This is a genomic window from Acinetobacter sp. 16 (assembly GCF_033439925.1).
Classification (GTDB): domain Bacteria; phylum Pseudomonadota; class Gammaproteobacteria; order Pseudomonadales; family Moraxellaceae; genus Acinetobacter; species Acinetobacter junii.
The window spans coordinates 2,772,329-2,793,172 of record NZ_CP137746.1 but is presented as its reverse complement, the minus strand read 5'-3'; the positions used below and the strand labels follow the sequence as shown (position 1 = coordinate 2,793,172).

Sequence of the window (20,844 nt, the reverse complement as noted above, 5' to 3'; positions counted from 1 at the left end):
ATTTTGATTGAGTAAATTGATTACTCTGAAACAGGTGCTTTTTTGATATTTCGAACTAAAGTTTCTAAGCATTCACGGTGATGAGCAAGACGATGCTCAAGCAGTTGGAAATCAACTTTAAGCTTATGATCCATTTGATGAATCTTTTCAGCCATAGCCGCTTTTTTAGTTTGAAGTTCTTGCTCTTTCAATTTAGCCCAATCATTTAAGGTATTGGTAAATGCTTCATATTCTTGAGCAATACGTTGTTTCATCTGAGCAATATCTGTATTGACATCGTGACCATAAATCGCAAGGTCTTGTTCAGCATATTTAAACTTCATCGCAAGTTCAGCTTTTTGGATGTTGAAGCTAGGAATGCGGCGTAAGTTTTTGGCTAAACCAAGTTTAGAGCTTGTCCAAATTAACCATTTAGTTGGATCATATTGCCACCATTTCACGCCGTTACGGTAATCGTATTGGAAAATATGGTGATAATTATGGTAACCCTCACCCCAAGTGAGAATCGCTAAAATGAAATTGTCACGTGCTGTGTTTTCGTCAGTATATGGACGTTTGCCCCACATATGACAAAGAGAGTTGATGAAGAAGGTAACGTGATGGCTAATGAATAAACGAATTAAACCACCAAGTAATAATACGCCCCAAACATCGCCAACAAGCCAACCGATTGGTAATAGAAGGCCTGCATGTACTGCGATCACTAATGGAACATAATATTTATGTTGGAACATGACAAGCTTGTCATTTAATAAGTCAGGTGCATTTTTATAGTTTGGTTCAGCCGCAGGGTAGTTACGTAACATCCAGCCCATGTGTGCATACCAAAAACCATTATTGATCGAATAAGGATCTTGATCGACATCATCAACGTGTCGGTGATGAGTACGATGACCTGAAGCCCAAAACAAAATACTGTTTTGAACCGCAAAAGTACCAGCAATCATAAGTAAGATTTTAAGAGGTAAAGCTGCTTCATAAGCACGGTGTGCCCATAAACGGTGGTAGCCAGCGGTAATACCTAAACTGCTTACAGCCAGTAAAAAGAACATGCTAATCCATGCGCCCATACTGAAGTCATGATGGTAGCTATAGATTGGAACCGTAATTAGCGCAACGATTGGTAAAAATACCAATGCAAAAATTGCAATCCAATTAATGGGTGCTTTCTTGAGTGGGGCGGAATTCATATCCGTCAGCGCTCCTAATAATCTTGTTTGCACAAGATAATAAAACTAAACGAGATAGCAAAACCAATCATGACGATATATTGCTATTTTATCACTGATATTAGCATGCCCAGATTCATAAGCACTAGTATTATTGTACAGTTGTATCGAAAGAACAGTAACAGAATTCATTTGTTAATATGGTCAATGAATTAAAAGGTGAACTAAATCAATGTCTGAGCAAATTACCGTGAAAAATATCATTTCTTATTTGAAGGCATTTTTTAACAAAAGTTTAATCATATCGACAGCTCTTGTGATTTCGGCTTGTCAAAGCCAACCACAAACGACCCAGTCTAAAACCTTGCAGCCAAAACGTGTGAATCAACTTCCAACGCTACAAGTTCGCAAGAGTACCGATGGCGTGCAAGATGTGACGTGGCAAATTACTCACATTCATAACAAAAGGGCATTATTCTTTAATCAATATCCAAATTTCGCTCTTAATTCTGCAACAAATCTGGTCTCTGGTCATACAGGGTGTAATAACCTATATGGTCGTTATACGTATAACTTTGCGCAACGCACATTAGATTTTGATGTGATGGCTGGACACAATAGTTGTGACAAGGCTTTGGCCCAAGAAGCTGATTTAATGGACTCCATGCAGCGTGTGAAAAAGTTTCAGTTTGATGGGACGAATTTATATTTGTTAGATGAAAAAGGTCAGCGCCTAATTCAAGCCCAACGCCAAAGATAAAGACGACTTAAGTCGTCTTTTTTTACAGTTTGAGGTGTTGCAGCATGAGTTGAGGAACATCTGTAATCAACCCCTCTATACCGAGTTGTTGAAGATGTTTTGCTCGATCAATGTCATTCACAGTCCAAACACTGGTTTTTAAATTCGCATGCTGGGTGAGTTTGATGATCTCATCAGTGGCAAGCTGGTCTTTCCAACCTATTTGCTGACATTCATATTGTTGAGCAAGTTCAATGGCATATTCACCAATCGGGATTTCAACCAACAAACCGCGTTTATAGTGACTACGAATGTGTTGTAAGGCAGCTAAAATTTTGACATCAAAGCTAGTGATCGTTGCTGAAGTCTCAAAACCTTTTAAATCTTGATGTAATTGCTCGATCAGGCGTTCGGCAGCAGCTTCATCTGCGACTGCTTTGATTTCCACTTCGATGTGGTCAAAATCTGTTAGGCATTCTAATACATGCGGCAAACTTGGGGTGTATTCTTCAAATGTCCAATGCTGCCATTGATGGCGATGATCAAATTGTTGAGCTTCAGATAAATCGCAGCTTTCAACATGTTGTGCTCGACCTGTGGTACGCACAAAATCATCATCATGAATAACTACCAGTTGCCCATCTTTGAGTTGACGTACGTCAAACTCGACTGCACGTATCCCCAGTCCATGTAGATAGCGAAATCCACCTAGTGTATTTTCAGGGGCTTCGCCTCGTGCACCACGATGACCAATGATTTGCATTTCGACTCACCTTAGAAATAATTATGCTTGTTCAATGCTGTCATTAATGTTCTTTTGCCAGAGTACTTCGCTACCGCCTTCTGCACGTTGCAAAGCACGGGAAGCAACAAATAACCAGTCTGATAGACGATTCAATAGCTGTAAAGCCGTTGCTTGAATATTTTGATCACGACTGTGTACTGACATTAATGCACGTTCAGCACGACGACATACAGCACGTGCCTGATGTGCATAGCTACATGCCAGACTACCTGAAGGTAAAATAAACTCTTTGAGCATCGGCAGCGATTCGTTCATTTGATCAATTTCTTTTTCAAGGAATTCAATACAAATCGGTTGGAGTAAATGATAGTTTGGAATACAAACCTCACCACCTAAATCGAATAGCCAATGTTGAATAAGACTTAAGCTTTTGTCCCATTGGGCTTTGCTTTCTATTTGGCTAGCTGTGATCTGAGCACGAAGTACACCAATCGTTGCATTGAGTTCATCTACATCACCTAGCGCATTAATTCGTAAGTCATCTTTAGCGACACGCGAACCATCCCCAAGCCCTGTTGTGCCTGAATCACCTGTGCGTGTATAGATTTTACTTAAACGATGTCCCATGAAACTGTCCTACAAATAAAAAGGGGATAATGTCGGTCAGAACATTACCCCGAAATTGGAGTTAAGAAAATCTTTTTATTGTCTAGATTACACGATTAATAACGTAAGGTGACACCCACAGAAGCTTGGCGACCACCGTTGATGTACCAATCTGTTGCAGATCGAGATACTTGGTGGTACTGATTATCCCAAAGGTTTTGAATGTTGGTAAAGACTTTTACATTTGGATTAATATTCCAAAAGGCGTTGAAATCCATCGTCGCATAGCCTGGTACTTGAATAGGATTTGCAGCATTTGATGCATTTGATTTTGAACGAGCAATCGCTGAAATATTGATACCGTAGATAGAGTTCTCTAAACCAGTTGTTAGGGTAACAGTATTTTTTGGTCTGTAAGCTATTTCTAACCCAGTTTCTTTATTTTCAGTTTTTACATAGGCATATTGGGTTGAAATGAAGTAATCATCTTGTTGCCATTTTAAACCTAGTTCACCACCTGAAAATTTGGCTTTGTTAATGTTAGTGTTCTGAGAAACATCATCTTTCCAGTCAGGTGTAGTACAACCTAAAAGGCATGTGTAAGATATTAAGTTTTTAACTTCATTTTGATAAAGTGAAACATTTGCAAGTAAATTTTGATTCAATTGATAGTCAGCACCAATTTCATAAGAAGTACTTTCCTCTGGTTTTAAATCAATATTTCCTCCCCATTGTGAGTACATTTCATTGAGTGTTGGTGCACGGAATGCACTTCCAATATTCGCATACATACTTGCATTCGGTAAGAAATGATAACGAATTGCTGCTTGTCCAACAGTATGATCACCAAAACGCTCATTGTCTTCTAAACGGACACCGAATTGCGTATCAAATTGTTCATTTTTAAATTGGTGTTGGAGGTAATAGCCTGTGCTATCAACACTCTGATCACCTTTTAAAATTGTGTTGGTTTGATAATTTGCATCCGTATATGTTGCACCAACTAAGATATTTTGATTTGGGGTGAATTTCCATTTTAGGCTTAAATCACCTTCATTATTTTCAGTGTCGTAGCGCGAGCCATAAGAAGGTACATTTTGCTTATCTTGCACATTTGAATAACGTGCATTTACGATTAAATCAGGCAAAATATTGTAGGCAAGCTTTGCATTAATGACACGATTCTCAAATTGGCGTTGTGCTGTATTGGTAATATAGTTATTAGTGAAAATATTGGTTCCTTTATTTTCACTAATTGAAGCAGAAGCATCTATTGTATTTTCTTGATAAAAACCGACTTTGGCGTGATAGCCCTTTTGGTCATAACTGGCTTTTTCATTTTTAGCTTGGCTTTCTAGAATGCGTGTGCCATCACTTTCTAAGCGTTGACCACCGATTTGTGCATAAAAACCTTGATCGGTGACTAAATTGGCATTTGCAATTGTTTTATAAGTATTATTTTCCCCATAAATGCCAGTTAAATCGGCACCTGTTTTTTCAGGTCTTTTTGAAATTAATTGGACAACACCACCAATCGCATCACTACCATATTGTACAGATGCAGGTCCTTTTAAGATTTCAACTTGTTGAACATCAGTTGTATCTAAAAATGCAGGATAGAGTGGGGCAAGTTCATTTTGACTATTTAAACGAGCACCATCTTTAAGAACTAAAGTGTGAACTGATTTGGCACCGCGAAGTGAAATCTCAGAAATTTGTCCTAAGCCACCGCTTTGTTTTATATAAACCGATGGATCACGTTGAATGACATCAGAGATATTTAATAAAGGATTTTGCTCAATCGTCTTTTGATCAATTACTGTAAGGCGTGCAGGAACATTCTTTAACTTTTCTTCAGAACGAGATGCCGTTACAACAATCGTATCAAGTGTTGCTGTTTTATTCGTTGATTGATCTTGAGCAAAAGTAGTTGAAGAAAACCCCATCGCAATAGCGATAGCACCAACTAAGCGTGTCGGTTGAAAAATAGTAGACATGATGTCGCTCCATACATTCACCCGTCGTGAATGTTAACGTGGAAGTAAACAACAAGCAGGTCTCCGGACTTCACTATATCATCACAATCGTGATGCTATTAATCATCTTCCCACATCATTCTGATGCAGTGATTTGGCTTAGAGCTGAGATTAATAATTCGGTGTTACCGTTGCGAGGGCAGTGTTGGATTTGCACCAACTTCCCTATAAGCAAAAGATTTTGCTTTAGACTTGTTGCGAGATTGAGCGCAGTATAAAGTGTTCACGTTTTTTAAACAATCGCATTTCAGACTGAACTTTGCCCCAAGCTGGTTAAATTGGATTACAATGCGGTGCAATCAAATTTTAATGCTAAAATTGGACTTATTATGCGCCAAATTCAAAGCCGAACTCGCGCCAAGATTTGTGGCATCACACGTGCACAAGATATTCAAGCCGCAGTAAGTGCTGGCGCAGATGCAATTGGTTTGGTTTTTTTCCCTCCGAGTCCAAGGCATGTCACTATTAAAAATGCACAGGAACTTGCGAATCTCGTTCCTCCCTATGTGCAATTGGTGGGTTTATTTGTCAATGCAAGTGCACAAGAAATCCAAACGGTGCTTGATTCAGTTCCTTTAGATGTATTACAACTACATGGCGATGAAACCCCTGAGCAATGCCAACAAATTGCTGCGCAATGTAAGCGCCGTTGGTACAAAGCGATTCAAGTTAAGCCTGATTTAGATGTTGTGACTGAAATTCAACGTTATGAAGCTGCGGGAGCCAGTGCAGTACTTTTAGATGCATGGCATCCTCAGTTAAAAGGTGGGACGGGGCATTGTTTCGATTGGAATCAATTTCCTCAACTTGATATCCCACTGATTTTGGCAGGCGGTCTAACCCCTGAAAATGTGAGTGAAGCTATACACACTACGGCTGCTTTTGCTGTAGATGTGAGCGGAGGCGTAGAGTCCGCAAAAGGTATAAAAGACCAACAACTCATTGAAAAATTTATGCAAGGAGTCCAACGTGGATCAGCAAAATAATGTGATTGACTACACCCAGTTTCCAGATGCTCAAGGGCATTTCGGTATTCATGGTGGACGTTTTGTGTCAGAAACGCTGATGGCTGCGCTTGAAGATTTAGAAAATCTTTATAATCGTATGAAAAATGATGAAACGTTTTTGGCTGAGTTTGATCGTGATCTTGCGTACTATGTTGGTCGTCCTAGTCCTCTTTATCATGCTGAGCGATGGTCTCAGCACCTCGGTGGTGCGCAAATTTACTTAAAACGTGAAGACCTTAATCATACTGGCTCTCACAAAGTAAATAACACGATTGGTCAGGCATTATTGGCAAAACTTTCGGGCAAAAAACGAATCATTGCTGAAACAGGTGCTGGTCAACATGGTGTAGCAACCGCAACAATCGCTGCTCGCTTGGGTATGGAGTGCGTGGTGTACATGGGTGCTGAAGACGTAAAGCGTCAAGCGATGAATGTATATCGCATGCGTTTGCTTGGCGCAAAAGTTGTACCAGTGCAAAGCGGATCAAAAACCTTAAAAGATGCATTAAATGAAGCGATGCGTGATTGGGTAACTAATGTCGATACGACATATTACGTAATTGGTACAGTTGCAGGGCCACACCCATATCCACAACTTGTACGTGATTTCCAGTCGATTATTGGACGCGAAGCGCGTCGCCAAATCCTTGAGCAAGCGGGTCGTCTTCCTGACGCATTAGTTGCTTGTGTCGGTGGTGGTTCAAATGCGATGGGCTTGTTCTATCCATTTCTGAATGATCAAGATGTCAAAATGTATGGCGTTGAAGCTGCTGGTTACGGTATTGAAACAGGTAAACATTCTGCTCCATTGAATGCAGGTCATGTTGGTGTATTGCATGGTAACCGTACTTACCTCATGTCTGATGCACAAGGTCAGATCATTGAAACACACAGTATTTCCGCAGGTTTGGATTATCCTGGTGTTGGACCAGAACACAGTTTCTTGAAAGATATGAAACGCGTTGAATATGTTCCGATTAAGGATGATGAAGCTCTGCAAGGTTTCCGTGATCTCACCAAAATTGAAGGAATTATTCCTGCTTTGGAAAGTTCACATGCGATGGCGTATGTCACTAAACTGGCACCAACAATGTCAAAAGATCAAATCATCATTGCGACTGTTTCAGGTCGTGGTGATAAAGATTTAATGACGGTAGCCCGTATTGATGGCGTCGAAATGGTTGAAATGTAAGTCAACCTCATGCCAAGTTTGTTTATGGTCATGTTGGGTGGTCGACATGCTAAAGCCATTACCGAAGTCCATGATGTGGTTATGGCAATCGGTGATGATGTGCAGGAGATCATTCCTCAACTGAAACAAGCTTGGTTTGGTGAGTTGAAGGGTTTACATATTGACGCTTGGGCTCAGTTTTCTGGAGTTCAGACGCAAGGTGTAGATTATCAAATTCACTTCGCGCTTGCTGCCCCAGCAGTAGACGAGCAAAAGTTATATTTGATCAATCTCGGCGGATATTCAGCAAATCAATTTGGCGAGTTACATCGTTATCACTTGGTGGTTGCTACAAATACTACTCATGCTAAACAGATTGCGAAGCAGTTGATTCCACCAGAGTGGGGTAAACCACATACTGACCGTGTTATTGAGGTGGATGATTGTATCCCAATCGATCATGTTGCAGGGCGTTATGTGCATTTAGTGAAAGGTCTGTTTAAGCCGATAACTTGGCAAAATACTTATCTTCCAATTGATTAAATATCATAAAAAATGGGGAGGCGAAAGCTTCCCCATTTTTTATGTGAACTACTGAATAACTTTAATACGGTTGGTTTCAGGTGCTTGAACAGGTGAATTTTGGTTGATGTATTTTTCTAATGCATCAACGTCTTGTCCACCACCTACACGATTGGTTCCTTTTGTGAGTACAGTAAAGTTATCGCCACCATCTGCAATAAAACTATTTACGGTGACTCGATAAGATTTGCTATCCATTAAAGCCTGCCCAGAAATCATAATTTGAGTCGCACGTGGGACAGCAGTTGCATCTTTTTTATAAGCATAACTCAGCTCTTTAGACGGCTGTAATATGCGCGGTCGATCAGCATTTGCCCCAGACCATTGTTGTTCTAAAAGTTCACGGATTTGTTGGCCTGTCAGACTTAAAGTGACAATCGAATTACCAAAAGGTTGTACTGCAAATACATCTCCAAAAGTGATTTGATTATTACTGTTGGTTTGAAGGTCAGCACGGACCCCACCTGGATTCATTAATGTGAAATCAGAGCCTTGATTGCTTGCAGTTAAAGCTGCTGCCTGTTGGGCATCTGCAATTAAATTACCTAAAGCGGTTTCACCACTTTCAGCTGCATTTCGATTAATGACTGTGGTCGCAGTGCCTACGATACGTGCAGAAATTGTAGTTACAGCTTGACGATATTTATCCAGAATCGCTTCGATACTTGGTGTCTTGTTAAATTTTTCATATAAGTTAGTCAAGTTAACCGTAGTCGTTCCAGACGTATATGCTTCGCTTTGAATTGGTACTTGTTGAGCATCTTTCTTGATGACATCCCCAGTTTTACCATCGAGCTCAAGTTTAATGTTGGTAATTGCTGTTCCGTATTGTCCTGCTGAGGTCAATAGAAATGGTTTTTGTGGGTTTAAGGTTGAATAGTCACAGATATAAGACTGGTGGGTGTGTCCTGAAACCACGACATCAACCGCAGTATCTAAACGATCTAATATTCCAGTCAAAGGTCCACTTAATCCGGCGCAGGTTTTCGCATTAAATTTAGTACTTGGCGCTACACCTTCATGTACCACTACAACAATTGCTTCAACCCCTTGCTTTTTTAACTCAGGTATAAGTGAATTGACAGTCTCTGCTTCATCATGAAAATCAACATCTTTGATACCTGCCGCTGAGACAATTGTTGGTGTTGCTTCTAAGGTCAAACCAATAAACGCAACAGGGATATTGCCATAGCGCTTAATTTTATATGCAGGAAATAGTGTTCTTTTGGGATCAGCTTTCAAAGAGACATTTGCTGCTAAAAAGTTAAATTTTGCACCAGCGAAATCTTTGTTAATTTGACAAGGTTTAGTGGTGGTATATTGCTGACAACCACCATTTTGCAAACGACGTAATTCATCAGTTCCACGATCAAATTCATGATTACCAACCGCGTTAAAATCAATTTTGATTTCATTCATGGTTTCAATGGTCGGTTCATCCAAGAATAGGGATGAGGTAAGTGGTGAGGCACTAATTAAATCACCCGCAGATACTACGGCATTGTTAGGATATTGAGCACGGAGTTTATTGATTGCATCTGCAAAATAACTGACACCACCTACAGGAATTCGTACCGATTTATTCGTGTCAGTGGGGTCTTCAGCCTCAATAAAACGTTTTGGTGGTTCCAAATTACCGTGAAAATCATTGAAAGCTAAAATATTAATACTTTGATTTTGTCGTTCTGGTTGGGTTGCAGAACTATTTTGATCATCGTTGTCGTTACATGCTGTCAGTGCTAATACTATGAATCCCAACGCGTTGACTTTTAATAATGGATGTAGAGTCATGTTTTTTGATCGAGTGGTATAAGATTGTTTTTTAAAATAAAACTTGAGTATGAATATTTGATGAAATATTAAGCTAAAATACATCTTGCTGCTCACTCGCATTAGTCTGAACTTATTTGAGTAATTTTGATGGTTCGAGATAATGCTTAAGAAATCATAGAGCTTGAACTTTATGACGGCAATAGATGCAATGACGCAATCATGGAAATCGACAATGGATTTGATACAAACAAATGGTCAACCTCGTTATGGACGATTCGAACACGTTCCATCACGTATTAATTTAGATGACTATATTTATAAAACCCCTTATGGTCAGGTATTAAAAGGTTGGCGAAAACAGCTTAAATATAAGAAGTTTAAATTCTGTGGATTACATCATGAGCATTATAGCATCGGGATTGCGATTGTTGATTTGTCATGGGCAGGGCATGCTTTTTATTATGTGTATGATCATCTTGCGCAAAAAGTCATTGAGTGGAATGCGATACAGCCTTTGGCTTTAAAAACACAACTAGACGAACAGCCTTTGTTTAGTCAAAGTTTTTTTAAAAAGTCTGCCTACCAATTTGATATGCAACATGCGAATGGTGTGCGTTATATTCAAGTGACAAAATATGGCGAAACACAGTTGAAAGCACGGATTTTTTGTGCAGGAACTGATGCTTTGAGTATGTGTTCACCGACAGGTATTAATGGATGGACGTATACACAGAAGCAAACCACCTTAGCTGTTGAAGGTTTTTTTATTAGTCCTGATCAGCAACGCATCGACTTTAATGAACAAAGCCTAGCAGCTTTAGATGATACTTGTGGTTTTCTTCGCCCAGAAACTGCTTGGTTTTGGTTGTCGTGTCAATTTAGAGATCAACAAGAGCGACGGATCGGTTTAAATCTAGCGTCAGGTGTGAACGAAAGTTTTGGCAATGAAAATGCTTTGTGGGTCAATGGTCGTCTCTATCCGCTCAATGATGTTTTATTTGAACAGCAAAACGAAACAACATGGTCAATTCGTTCTTTAGATCAACGTCTTAACCTACTTGTTGAAACAGGGTGGTGTCGTTTTGAAAATATTAATTTGCGTTTGATTGGCAGTCAGTTCAATCAATGGCAAGCGAAAGTAACAGGGACGATTGATTTGGAAGCGGTTGAACCTGTTGTTCTAAATGAACAATATGGTTTATTAGAGCAGCATTACGCGAAGTGGTAAGTTCTAAAAAACCTCCCGTAAAGGGAGGTTTTTTTATGGTTTATAATCCAGCCTGCCAAAAGGCTTCGCCCGCAGCAATCGGATCGTTAGTTTTTGCTAAGGTATCGATCCAAACATCATATTGACGAATAATCGGATGCTGATTGGGATGAAAGTCTTTTTTGAACCAATCGCTGTATTGTTCACGTTTAGAAGTCAAAATACCTTTTCGACCAAAGAACCAAGGTAAACCTTTACGTGCTAAATCTAGGCGTTGTTTTAAATTAAAACCATCTTTTTTCAGCATGACATCGGTACGATACATCGTAAAACCAAACATCAGAACTGTAGTGAGTACTAATGCTGAGCGTCGGGTAAATTCAGATACATTGCCCACTTCTTTCATGACATCAAAGGCAACATCACGGTGCTCCATTTCCTCGATCGCATGCCAAGCAAATAGCGCTCGAACAAAGGGATCAGCATCCGCAAGAGTTTCCTTTTTACTGTAGAAAGTATCTGCCATGAGCGCCGTCAAATGTTCCGCTGCAGCAGTCATCGCAATGTTGTACTGTGGCGAACGATATTTGAGTTCAAATTTAAAAATTTTCTTCAAACGATCAGTGAACTGATCAACAGGCATACCTTGCTCTTTCATGACCTCATTCATTTTGTCATGGGCAATACCGTGTTGTGCTTCTTGACGAATAAAGTCAGCCACACGTGCTTGCAAGTCAGGATCTGTGATTTTGTCACGAAACAATCGAACAGACTCGATGAAATAGCGCTCCCCATCTGGGAATGTCAGACTCAATGCATCGAACATACGAGTACGGAATGGATCACCACCAAACCAGAAGCGTGGTGCTTCATTAAGGTGAAAATCTAGTTTTGTTCTTACAATTGGATCAACTTGATAGGAAACATGTGCATTCATCTTTGCTCTTCCTTTTTCTTTTTCATGCACTCAGTATGGAAAAAGTCCGATGAAATGTTTTGACAGTTACAGCCAAGTTTTATACAAATAACGACATATCAGGATGAGATTGGCATATGTCAGTTAAAATTATAATTGGATATTTGCGATTGTTTAATCGTGTTCTTCAACAAGAGCAAGTCGATTTGTCTAAAGTTGTGGAACAAGAATTATGGATAACATTTCAAAATTGTTTAGAACATCCTGATGAGCAAGATTTTGATGTAGAACGATATGTTGTACTTCTACAAGCAGCACAAAGTTATTTTTCGCGGCCCATTACACTTGTTTTGGCTGAACATGCTAACTTGCAAGATTTAGGGCTAATGGGATATTTGGCTTCAACCAGTTTAGACTTACAACAAGCATTGCAACTCTTACAACGATATTATTCTTTGGTCTTTAAGCAAACAAATCTGGAACAATTGAGCGTGCAACAGTTTGCCGAGTACATCCAAATAGTTTGGGGAGCATCGTATAGTGACTATCGTGAGATGTATGAACTAAATTTGGCATTGATCTTTAAAATTGCACAATCCATCGTACAAGATGCACTTGTTCCACCTCAAAAAATACAGTTTGGTTATCTTCCTCATACGGCGTTGTATCATTATGAAAAGTTTTATGGATGTCTTATTCATGTGCAAGCAGGGCAATATGCCATTCGATTTTCAAATCAAATTTTAAAAGCGAAAAGTATTGCAGGAGATCAACAGCTTAATCATGTGCTATCCACACAGGCACAACAATCTTTAAATAGTGTGACTTCTTCTGAGTTACAGCAACAACAATTTAGACAAAAAATACAAACTTATATCGAGCAGGGATTGGCTCAACAAGAAGAGGTCTTGCAAAGCTATGTAGCTAAACGTTTGCATTGTTCTGAGCGAACTTTGCAACGTCAACTAAAAGCTTATCAACTTAACTTTCAGGATATTTTAGATCAATATCGTTTAGAACAAAGTAAGTTGTATTTGCAGCAAGGAAAATCCCTTTCTGAAATTGCTGAACGGCTAAATTATGCAGATCAAAGTGCATTTGGACGTGCTTTTAAACGGTGGACTGGCGTGACACCGAAACAGTTTTTAAAGTCTCTTTAATTTTAAAATCAAAACTAAAGAGACTTTGCAAATGTTTAAGATGTTTTTAATCGTGGATAATTAAACAAGATCGCTAAAATCGCAAATACGGCAAGAATCCAACAATAGTAAATATGTCCAATTAACTCGACTGGCGAGAGCTTTGCAATTGAGCAAGCCAAAAGGGCAGAGTAAAACTTGAAGTGCGACATAAACCACCTAATTAATTTAAAGGGTTTATGGAGTATATAAAATTGTCATACCATCATCTTAACTTTGAAGATCGTACTGCATTAATGCTTGAGTCAAGAAAAGAAGGCTTTTCAGCCAGAAAATTTGCTGAACTTATTAAAAGACATCCTAGTACGATCTATCGTGAGCTTAAAAGAAATAGCATCAATGACGTTTATCAAGCTCGATATGCTTCTGATAACACTTTTGCTAGACGTAGACGTGGTCACAGAAAACTCAAAATCGATTCAATCCTCTGGAAATTTATTGTTGAAGCGATCCGTTGTTTATGGTCTCCTCAGCAAATAGCAAAGCGTTTAAAGACATTTCCTGATTTGGATCAAACAATGAATGTAAGCCATACAACGATTTATTCAACGATACGAGCATTACCCAAGGGTGAGTTGAAAAAAGACTTATTATCCTGTCTACGTCATGAAAATAAAAAGCGAAAAGCTAACGGTGAACCTAAAAAAGATTCTATATTACAGGATATTAAAACTATTCATGAGCGCCCAGCCGAAGTTCAAGAAAGAAAAATACCGGGTCATTGGGAAGCTGATTTAATTAAAGGTAAAGACAATAAAAGTTCGATAGCAACACTTATTGAACGAAATACACGGCTCTGTATCTTGGCAACATTACCTGATGCAAAGGCAGAATCAGTGCGCAAGGCTTTAACTGAAGCTCTGAAATATTTACCTGCAGAACTGCGTAAAACGTTGACCTATGACCGTGGACGCGAGATGGCAGAACATAAAATACTTGAAGAAGATTTAGGCATAGATGTATATTTCTGTGACCCACATTCACCCTGGCAAAAAGGCACATGCGAAAATATGAATGGTTTAATTAGGCAATATTTACCTAAAGGGATTGATTTAAATCAGGCAGATCAGCATTATTTAAATCAAGTTGCCATGTCACTGAATACTCGTCCTAGAAAAGCGTTAGATTGGCTTACACCATTAGAGAAATTTGCTCAGCTTGTTGATTATCATAAGACTTTTCAAACTGTCGCACCTCATGTTTGAATTCGCCGAGCAAGCCAAAAGCAATTGAGCACCGTAGGGAATAATGCCTTGAATCACGCAAGAAAAAATATCTAACAGTGCTGCACTACGTTTCGGATCAACACCATATTCTTTAGCCACTTCACGAGCCATATCGCCTGATAAAATGATCGCAACTGTATTATTCGCAACAAACAAATTGGAGAAGACCACAAGAAAACTAATGCCTAATTCCCCAGCACGCTGACGACCAAATTTAAATAGACCGGTGATACGATAAATTTTTTCGATTAACCACTGTAAACCACCTTCTTTTTGCATCAAAGCAGACAGACCGCCAAGTAACATTGATAGTAGTGCAACTTCAAACATTCCCACGAAGCCATCATAAATAGAAGAATTTAATTTCAATAAATCAAATTCAGGCTTTTCAATCAGACCGATGATTCCAGATAGCACCACTCCAATCATTAAAACTGCAAGTACATGTAATCGGCTGAATGTTAGAAAAAAGACTGCTAGATAAGGCAAAATTAACCATAAATCATAAGTTTTTGATTGAATTGATTCAGCTTGTTGGCTGAGTAGCACATAAGCAATCAAGGTCATGATGGCAGCAGGTAAAGCAATCCAAACGTTGACTCTAAATTTATCTCGAAGTTCGACATTTTGACTTCTTGTGGCAGCAATTGTTGTATCAGAGATCATGGACAGATTGTCACCAAACATTGCACCACCAACGACAGCTCCAATCGCATAAATTGGTAAAATGTCAGTCGCTTGAGTAAAACCAAAAGCAATCGGTGCACAAGCAGCAATGGTACCCATAGAAGTACCCATAGCAGTAGCAATAAAAGCTGAAATGATAAACAGCATGGGTAACACAAATTCAGCTGAAATCAATGACAAACCTAATTGAACTGTGGCATCAACGCTTCCAATGGCACTTGATACACTTGCAAAAGCTCCAGCCAACATGAATACCATGAACATTAAAATAAGGTTCGGATGACTTGCGCCTTGAAGAAACTCTTCGATGGCTGTGTTGAGTTTCTGTTTATATAGCAGTAAAGCTAAAATGATGGCAGGGATTGCTGCGACTGGCGCTTTTACTTGATAAAAGGCAAATTCTGTCCCAATCATTGAATGATAGAGACCACTCCCGAGAAAGATGATCAAAAATACCAATAAAGGTAACAAAGCAAGCGCATTGCTTTGCACTTTTTCCTGAGAGTAGGCAGACATAAAAAATAAAAGAATATTTAAAAATTGCGCCTAGTATAAAGGAGCTTTGGTGATTTCTAAAATGCAGGTGGTTTTCTTGAAAATTAGGAATCTTTGATCATTGAGAATTCAGCCAAAATATAGATAAATGTGTCAGGGCTGTTGTAAGTAGCAATATTCACGTTGCAATCACGTCAAAACCTGTTCAATGAGCAAAAAATAGCGTTACAATGCAGTGTTTTTGTATGTCTACAAACAACTCCTCAATTTATATAAATCAAGGAAAGCATAATCCTATGTCACGTCTTGCCACTCGTTTTGAACAGCTTAAATCTCAGCAACGTAAAGCGCTTGTTTCTTATGTTATGGCAGGTGACCCGCATCCACAGGTAACTGTTCCATTACTTCACCAAATGGTTGAAGCTGGCGTCGACGTTATTGAGTTAGGTTTACCATTCTCAGATCCGATGGCCGATGGTCCAGTCATTGCACTAGCTGCTGAGCGTGCATTGGCAGGTGGAACCAATACACTAGATGCGTTGGATATGGTCAAAGCCTTTCGTGAAAAAGATCAAACCACACCTGTTGTTTTAATGGGATATTTGAATCCTGTTGAAGTGATTGGTTATGAAAAATTTGTTGCATATGCAAAAGATTGTGGTGTTGATGGTGTACTTCTTGTGGATCTTCCACCTGAGGAGTCTAAGCAATTTGGTGAAGTCTTAAAACAAAATGAGATGGATCAAATTTTCTTATTAGCACCAACATCAACTGATAAGCGTATTCAGCATGTGGTGAATCATGCGAGCGGTTTTGTTTACTATGTGTCATTAAAAGGTGTGACAGGTGCAGCAACATTAGATACCTCAGAAGCTGCAGCTCGTATTGCGAAAATCAAAACCATGACCAACGTACCTGTTGGTGTTGGATTTGGTATTAGCGATGCTGCATCTGCAAAAGCAATGGGTCAAGTTGCTGATGCCGTGATCGTCGGTAGTGCTTTCGTTAAATCTTTTGCGACATTGCCAGCAGATGATGCTGTGCAAGAGACGGTAAATAAAGTGAAGGAGCTTCGAGCTGCGCTCGATGAGTTAGTATGAGTCAAGAGTTAACAACAGGGAAGGTTCTTAGCCCTTCAACGCCTTGGATTGAGCGTCAAGTCCCTGGTATTCAAGTTGCTACTGAGCAGCAGACATTCAAAGCAACTTTTACTGAGCCTACGATTGAATGCCCAGAGTGTCATGCATTGGTGACACGTACAGCAATGTCTTTCAATGCTTATGTTTGTCCTCAGTGTGACGAACACTTACGTATGCGTGCTCGTGATCGCTTAAACTGGTTTTTTGATCAAGTTAATGCAGAATTGGGACAAGAGTTTGCTGCTAAAGACCCATTAAAATTTGTGGACAGTAAACCTTATCCTGAGCGTATGCGCGAAGCTCAAGATAAAACAGGTGAAACAGAAGCTCTGGTTGTGATGCAAGGTTCACTCAAAGGTTTAGACCTAATCGCTTGTGCTTTTGAGTTTGACTTCATGGGTGGCTCAATGGGGACAGTCGTAGGTGATCGTTTTGTCCAAGCGGCTGAACGAGCAATTGAATTACGTCAACCTTTAATCTGTTTTGCTGCATCGGGTGGTGCTCGTATGCAAGAGGGTATGTTGTCTTTGATGCAAATGGCACGTACTTCAGCCGCGATTCAGCGAATGAAAGATGCACGTCTTCCGTATCTGGTTGTGTTGACACATCCTGTCTATGGTGGTGTAACCGCTTCACTCGCGATGTTAGGCGATGTACATATTGCTGAACCTAAAGCGATGATTGGATTTGCAGGAAAGCGCGTAATTGAGCAAACAGTTCGTGAAAAGTTAGAAGAACCATTCCAACGTGCTGAATATTTGCTTGATCATGGTGTGGTCGATCAAATTGTTCATCGTCATGCATTACGTGATACTGTATATAGACTTGTTGCTAAATTGATGAACTTACCTTGACACAGCAAACACCACATTCTGATGATACATTAACAACATGGCTCGATTATTGGAGCCATGTTCACGTTACGGGCATTGATTTAGGATTGGAACGCGTTATTCCAGTTGCTGAAAAGCTTGGAGTAATGAAACCCAATGCAAAAGTTTTTACGGTTGCAGGGACCAATGGCAAAGGCTCAACTACAACAACGCTTGCTGCGATTTTAAATGCGCAAGGCTATAACGTGGGGCTTTATCAATCGCCGCATATTTACCGTTTTAATGAGCGGGTAAAGTTAGCGGGGCAAGAGGTTGATGATCAAAGTCTTATCGATGCTTTCGTACTCGTAGATCAAGCACGTCGTGAGTGTGGATTAAGTTTATCTTTCTTTGAAGCAACCACTCTGGCTGCTTTTTTGATTTTTAAACAAAAGCAATGTGATGTATGGGTACTCGAAGTAGGACTCGGTGGTCGCCTAGATGTGGTCAATGTGATCGATCCTGATATTGCCGTGATTACCAATATTGGTTTGGATCATGTGGATTGGTTGGGCGATACAATTGAAAAAATCGCTTTTGAAAAAGCTGGAATTATTCGTCCGAATATTCCTGTGATTTTTGGTGGTAATCAACCTTTACCGAAAGCGATACAAGATAAAGCGCTTGAATCTAACGCTAATCTATACGCATTAAACCGAGATTATTTTTATCAATTAAATGATGACGGTCTGTCATGGTGTTTTGCTTCTTCAGGTACAACATTAAAGTTGCCGACAGGACATTTGGCAATTGAAAATATTTCAACTGCCGTTGCTGCAATCTTAGTAAGTGGTTTGCCTATTTCTCAATCCACAATTGCTCAAGGTATTCAGCATGCTTCATTGCAAGGACGTTTTGAAATTCGTCAAATTCAAAACAAAACCGTCATTTTTGATGCTGGGCATAACCCTCATGGTGTCGAATTTTTGTTGAACCAGTTGCGAAAATTCTTAAAATACAATAAACAGTACACAGAAGTTGTGGCTGTATTCTCAATGTTGGCAGATAAAGATATTGCATCTGTAACTGATTTACTAAAAACAACAGTAAAAAATTGGTTTATTGCTACTTTAGATGTGCCTCGAGCTGCACCAATGCAACAATTAAATGAAGCATTGGCAGGTCAACAGGTGCACGAATTTAGCAGTATCCAGCAAGCGTTTGAAATCGTGTTGAAACAATGTAATAACAATCAACTGATTTTAGTCTGTGGTTCGTTTCATACTTTAGAAGCGGTCTGGGAGTATTTAGAAGAATGTCAATGAATAACAAACAACGTTGGATGGGCGGCGTTGTTCTACTTGGAGGAGGTGTTTTATTGGCAGCCTTACTTCTCAAGGGCAATGAAGAAATAGAGCAAGACAAAGCACAAGCAACAATCTCTCATCCGATTCCCAAAACTCAATCAAACTCAAATACAGCACAACCTTTACAAGATGGTGAAATGGTTTCACTCCAACCACTTGCTGTGGATGTTGAAACTGAAAAGCGATTACTTGAAGAGCAGCGCCTCGCTCGTGAAAAAGCTGTTGCAGAGCAAGAAGCCAGAGCCGCTGAGTTTTTGAAAATGCAACAAGAAGCTGAAGCTGCCGCTGCGCGTAAAGCTGCTGAAGAATATGCAGCTTTAAATGCACGCCGTAGTTCAGAGCAAGAAAGTTCAGATAATATTCCCCCTGAACTTGCAGAAGATGACAAAGCAAAAGCTCAGCGTCTAGCTGAGGAAAAGCGAAAGTTAGACGAAAAAAAGAAAGCTGAACAACAAAAGCAAGATCAACTTAAGTCAGATGCTGAAAAGAAGTTAGCAGAAGATAAACGTAAGGCTGAAGCAGATAAAAAGGCAGCAGAAGACAAGCGAAAAGCTGAAGCTGACAAAAAAGCGGCTGATGATAAAAAACGTAAAGCTGAAGAAGACGCCAAAAAGAAAGCTGAGGCTGAAAAAGCACGCGATCTTATGGAAAATGGCGATAAGAAGTGGATGGTTCAAGTGGCATTGGCTGCAAACCAAGCAAATGCAGATGCTGTCGTATCCAAGCTACGTGCTAAAGGCTATAAAGTCACAACCAGTTCTACCTCGAAAGGTATTCGTATTATGGTTGGACCTGCCAAAGATCGCGATGTTGCTGATGCAACTCGGAAAAAGATTTCTTCTGATGAAAGTCTGAATATGAAATCAGCTTGGGTAATTGACTGGGTTCCACTAGATCAAAGATAAAAAGTTGTTTAAGTAAGCTAAGTATCTTTGAAGTTGAGCTGATTGTGCGTTTTTCATCGAATAGGAGATGAAGTAATGGAACAAACGGATTTAAAGATACTTGAAAAATTTAGTTTTTCGCCAGACTCAGCAATTGGAGCATTGTCTGGCGTTGCTTACTTAGGCGACTACTTATATTTCGTTGGGGATGATGTTCGTTACTTATTAAAAACTAGCCTAAAAAATAAAATTACTGCAACAACAACTTTTGAAAAAGTCCCTTTATTGGAGTCATCTGAGCAAGAAGCTCTCACCGTATTAAGCAAAGCAGAAAAGCCTGATTATGAAGCATTAAGTTGTATCATTTTTAATGAACAACTTCATTTATTGGTTATGGGCTCAGGTTCGACTGAAAAGAGAAAGCAAGCTCTGTTGTATAATCCATCTAATCATCAAGTTCAGACTTTGCTCGATAAGTTGGATTATGATTATTTGCAGCACTGCGTTGCACTCACAGGCGGAGCAGATTTAAATATAGAAGCAGTATGCTCAGATAATCATCATCTTTATATCTTCCAACGTGGCAACATTAATCACTTTCATGGTGTTTTAGTATTTGATCTAGAAAAAATTCAAGCACATAAATCTTTAGAAAATGCTCTTATACGTTCATTTAATCTCACATTACCTGAGATTAATGGTTCAGTAAGTGGTATTTCAGATGCTTATTTTTTAGCAGATAAGAACGTGATCGTTGCAACCGCAGCCGTTGAGCAAACCTTAAATACCTACGATGATGGTGCAGTGTTAGGAAGTTATATTTTAGTGCTCTCACCGAAAGGGGAAGTCCTAAATTCCTTTTTGATCCAAGATGCTGAGGGAAACACTTTAGCCATTAAGGTTGAAGGAATAACTTGGCTTGAGTCAAATGCTGATGGAGAGGTCTTCTTATTAGTCACCGATAGTGATGGTGGTCTTTCTGAAGTGATCACGGTTTTGCTCAAGAATTCGGTTTTTACCAAACTAGATACTTAGATTAAGTTTTGTTGGTCAATTTACAATCTTAAAAATTTATTTCTAGAGT

18 protein-coding genes, 1 pseudogene and 1 riboswitch are annotated in these 20,844 nt (G+C 39.4%); of the genes and pseudogenes, 12 read left to right on the top strand and 7 right to left on the bottom strand.

Annotated features, from left to right (window positions below; translation table 11 throughout):
• Positions 1-20 precede the first annotated feature (20 nt).
• The gene (locus R2H34_RS13490) at positions 21-1,190 is read right to left on the bottom strand and encodes an acyl-CoA desaturase (RefSeq protein ID WP_004908876.1); all 1,170 of its coding nucleotides are present in this window, start codon (positions 1,188-1,190) and stop codon (positions 21-23) included.
• 211 nt (positions 1,191-1,401) lie between these two features.
• Here R2H34_RS13490 and R2H34_RS13485 point away from each other — a divergent pair, with 211 nt between their 5' ends.
• A complete protein-coding gene (locus R2H34_RS13485; protein ID WP_039047040.1) occupies positions 1,402-1,929 on the top strand; it encodes an META domain-containing protein in 528 nt (175 codons plus the stop codon).
• Positions 1,930-1,951: 22 nt separating this feature from the next.
• Here the strand turns inward: R2H34_RS13485 and R2H34_RS13480 are convergent, their stop codons facing one another.
• The 3 genes from R2H34_RS13480 to R2H34_RS13470 all read right to left on the bottom strand — a co-directional run bounded on the left by R2H34_RS13480 (position 1,952) and on the right by R2H34_RS13470 (position 5,256).
• On the bottom strand, positions 1,952-2,671 hold the full coding sequence (locus R2H34_RS13480; protein WP_039047039.1) for a glycerophosphodiester phosphodiesterase: 720 nt from the start codon (positions 2,669-2,671) through the stop codon (positions 1,952-1,954).
• 21 nt (positions 2,672-2,692) lie between these two features.
• The gene (locus R2H34_RS13475; protein ID WP_039047038.1) at positions 2,693-3,280 is read right to left on the bottom strand and encodes a cob(I)yrinic acid a,c-diamide adenosyltransferase; all 588 of its coding nucleotides are present in this window, start codon (positions 3,278-3,280) and stop codon (positions 2,693-2,695) included.
• 95 nt (positions 3,281-3,375) lie between these two features.
• Positions 3,376-5,256, bottom strand: a complete 1,881-nt coding sequence (locus R2H34_RS13470) for a TonB-dependent receptor plug domain-containing protein (RefSeq protein ID WP_039047037.1) — start codon at positions 5,254-5,256, stop codon at positions 3,376-3,378.
• Between the two features lie 36 nt (positions 5,257-5,292).
• Positions 5,293-5,506, bottom strand: a riboswitch (cobalamin riboswitch).
• Positions 5,507-5,624: 118 nt separating this feature from the next.
• On the opposite strand from R2H34_RS13470, the gene R2H34_RS13465 reads away from it, so the two are divergent.
• Genes R2H34_RS13465 through R2H34_RS13455 form a run of 3 tightly spaced genes read left to right on the top strand, consistent with a single transcriptional unit; the run spans position 5,625 to position 8,016 of the window.
• A complete protein-coding gene (locus R2H34_RS13465) occupies positions 5,625-6,281 on the top strand; it encodes a phosphoribosylanthranilate isomerase (protein WP_039047065.1) in 657 nt (218 codons plus the stop codon).
• A complete protein-coding gene (gene trpB / locus R2H34_RS13460) occupies positions 6,265-7,494 on the top strand; it encodes a tryptophan synthase subunit beta (protein ID WP_004908869.1) in 1,230 nt (409 codons plus the stop codon). The genes R2H34_RS13465 and trpB overlap by 17 nt, the downstream gene beginning before the upstream one ends.
• Positions 7,495-7,503: 9 nt before the next feature.
• Complete coding sequence (locus R2H34_RS13455; protein ID WP_004683100.1) at positions 7,504-8,016, top strand: DUF1543 domain-containing protein; 513 nt, start codon at positions 7,504-7,506, stop codon at positions 8,014-8,016.
• Positions 8,017-8,064: 48 nt separating this feature from the next.
• Here the strand turns inward: R2H34_RS13455 and R2H34_RS13450 are convergent, their stop codons facing one another.
• Positions 8,065-9,846 (bottom strand): bifunctional metallophosphatase/5'-nucleotidase, encoded by a 1,782-nt coding sequence (locus R2H34_RS13450; RefSeq protein ID WP_075696783.1) that lies wholly within the window; start codon positions 9,844-9,846, stop codon positions 8,065-8,067.
• A 214-nt stretch (positions 9,847-10,060) separates the two neighbouring features.
• Between R2H34_RS13450 and R2H34_RS13445 the strand changes: the two genes are divergently transcribed.
• Positions 10,061-11,056, top strand: a complete 996-nt coding sequence (locus tag R2H34_RS13445; protein ID WP_087539429.1) for a DUF2804 domain-containing protein — start codon at positions 10,061-10,063, stop codon at positions 11,054-11,056.
• Positions 11,057-11,096: 40 nt separating this feature from the next.
• Here R2H34_RS13445 and R2H34_RS13440 read toward each other — a convergent pair whose 3' ends face one another.
• Positions 11,097-11,972 (bottom strand): metal-dependent hydrolase, encoded by an 876-nt coding sequence (locus tag R2H34_RS13440; protein ID WP_087539431.1) that lies wholly within the window; start codon positions 11,970-11,972, stop codon positions 11,097-11,099.
• A 116-nt stretch (positions 11,973-12,088) separates the two neighbouring features.
• On the opposite strand from R2H34_RS13440, the gene R2H34_RS13435 reads away from it, so the two are divergent.
• Positions 12,089-13,111, top strand: a complete 1,023-nt coding sequence (locus R2H34_RS13435) for an AraC family transcriptional regulator (protein WP_004908866.1) — start codon at positions 12,089-12,091, stop codon at positions 13,109-13,111.
• A 275-nt stretch (positions 13,112-13,386) separates the two neighbouring features.
• Positions 13,387-14,355, top strand: coding sequence for an IS30 family transposase (locus R2H34_RS13430; RefSeq protein ID WP_014538385.1), 969 nt, complete (start codon positions 13,387-13,389; stop codon positions 14,353-14,355).
• Positions 14,356-14,361: 6 nt separating this feature from the next.
• Here the strand turns inward: R2H34_RS13430 and R2H34_RS13425 are convergent.
• A pseudogene (locus R2H34_RS13425) lies at positions 14,362-15,579 on the bottom strand (Na+/H+ antiporter NhaC family protein); the annotation flags it as partial.
• Between the two features lie 275 nt (positions 15,580-15,854).
• Here R2H34_RS13425 and trpA point away from each other — a divergent pair.
• From trpA to R2H34_RS13400, 5 genes are all read left to right on the top strand, one after another.
• Complete coding sequence (gene trpA, locus R2H34_RS13420; RefSeq protein WP_004908864.1) at positions 15,855-16,658, top strand: tryptophan synthase subunit alpha; 804 nt, start codon at positions 15,855-15,857, stop codon at positions 16,656-16,658.
• Positions 16,655-17,551 (top strand): acetyl-CoA carboxylase, carboxyltransferase subunit beta, encoded by an 897-nt coding sequence (gene accD, locus R2H34_RS13415; RefSeq protein ID WP_004908863.1) that lies wholly within the window; start codon positions 16,655-16,657, stop codon positions 17,549-17,551. Before trpA ends, accD begins: the two co-directional genes overlap by 4 nt.
• Complete coding sequence (gene folC / locus R2H34_RS13410) at positions 17,548-18,834, top strand: bifunctional tetrahydrofolate synthase/dihydrofolate synthase (protein WP_004964012.1); 1,287 nt, start codon at positions 17,548-17,550, stop codon at positions 18,832-18,834. The genes accD and folC overlap by 4 nt, the downstream gene beginning before the upstream one ends.
• Positions 18,825-19,781, top strand: coding sequence for an SPOR domain-containing protein (locus tag R2H34_RS13405; RefSeq protein ID WP_004964009.1), 957 nt, complete (start codon positions 18,825-18,827; stop codon positions 19,779-19,781). The genes folC and R2H34_RS13405 overlap by 10 nt, the downstream gene beginning before the upstream one ends.
• A 75-nt stretch (positions 19,782-19,856) precedes the next feature.
• Positions 19,857-20,795, top strand: a complete 939-nt coding sequence (locus R2H34_RS13400) for a DUF6929 family protein (RefSeq protein ID WP_004964006.1) — start codon at positions 19,857-19,859, stop codon at positions 20,793-20,795.
• The last annotated feature ends 49 nt before the right edge of the window (positions 20,796-20,844 follow it).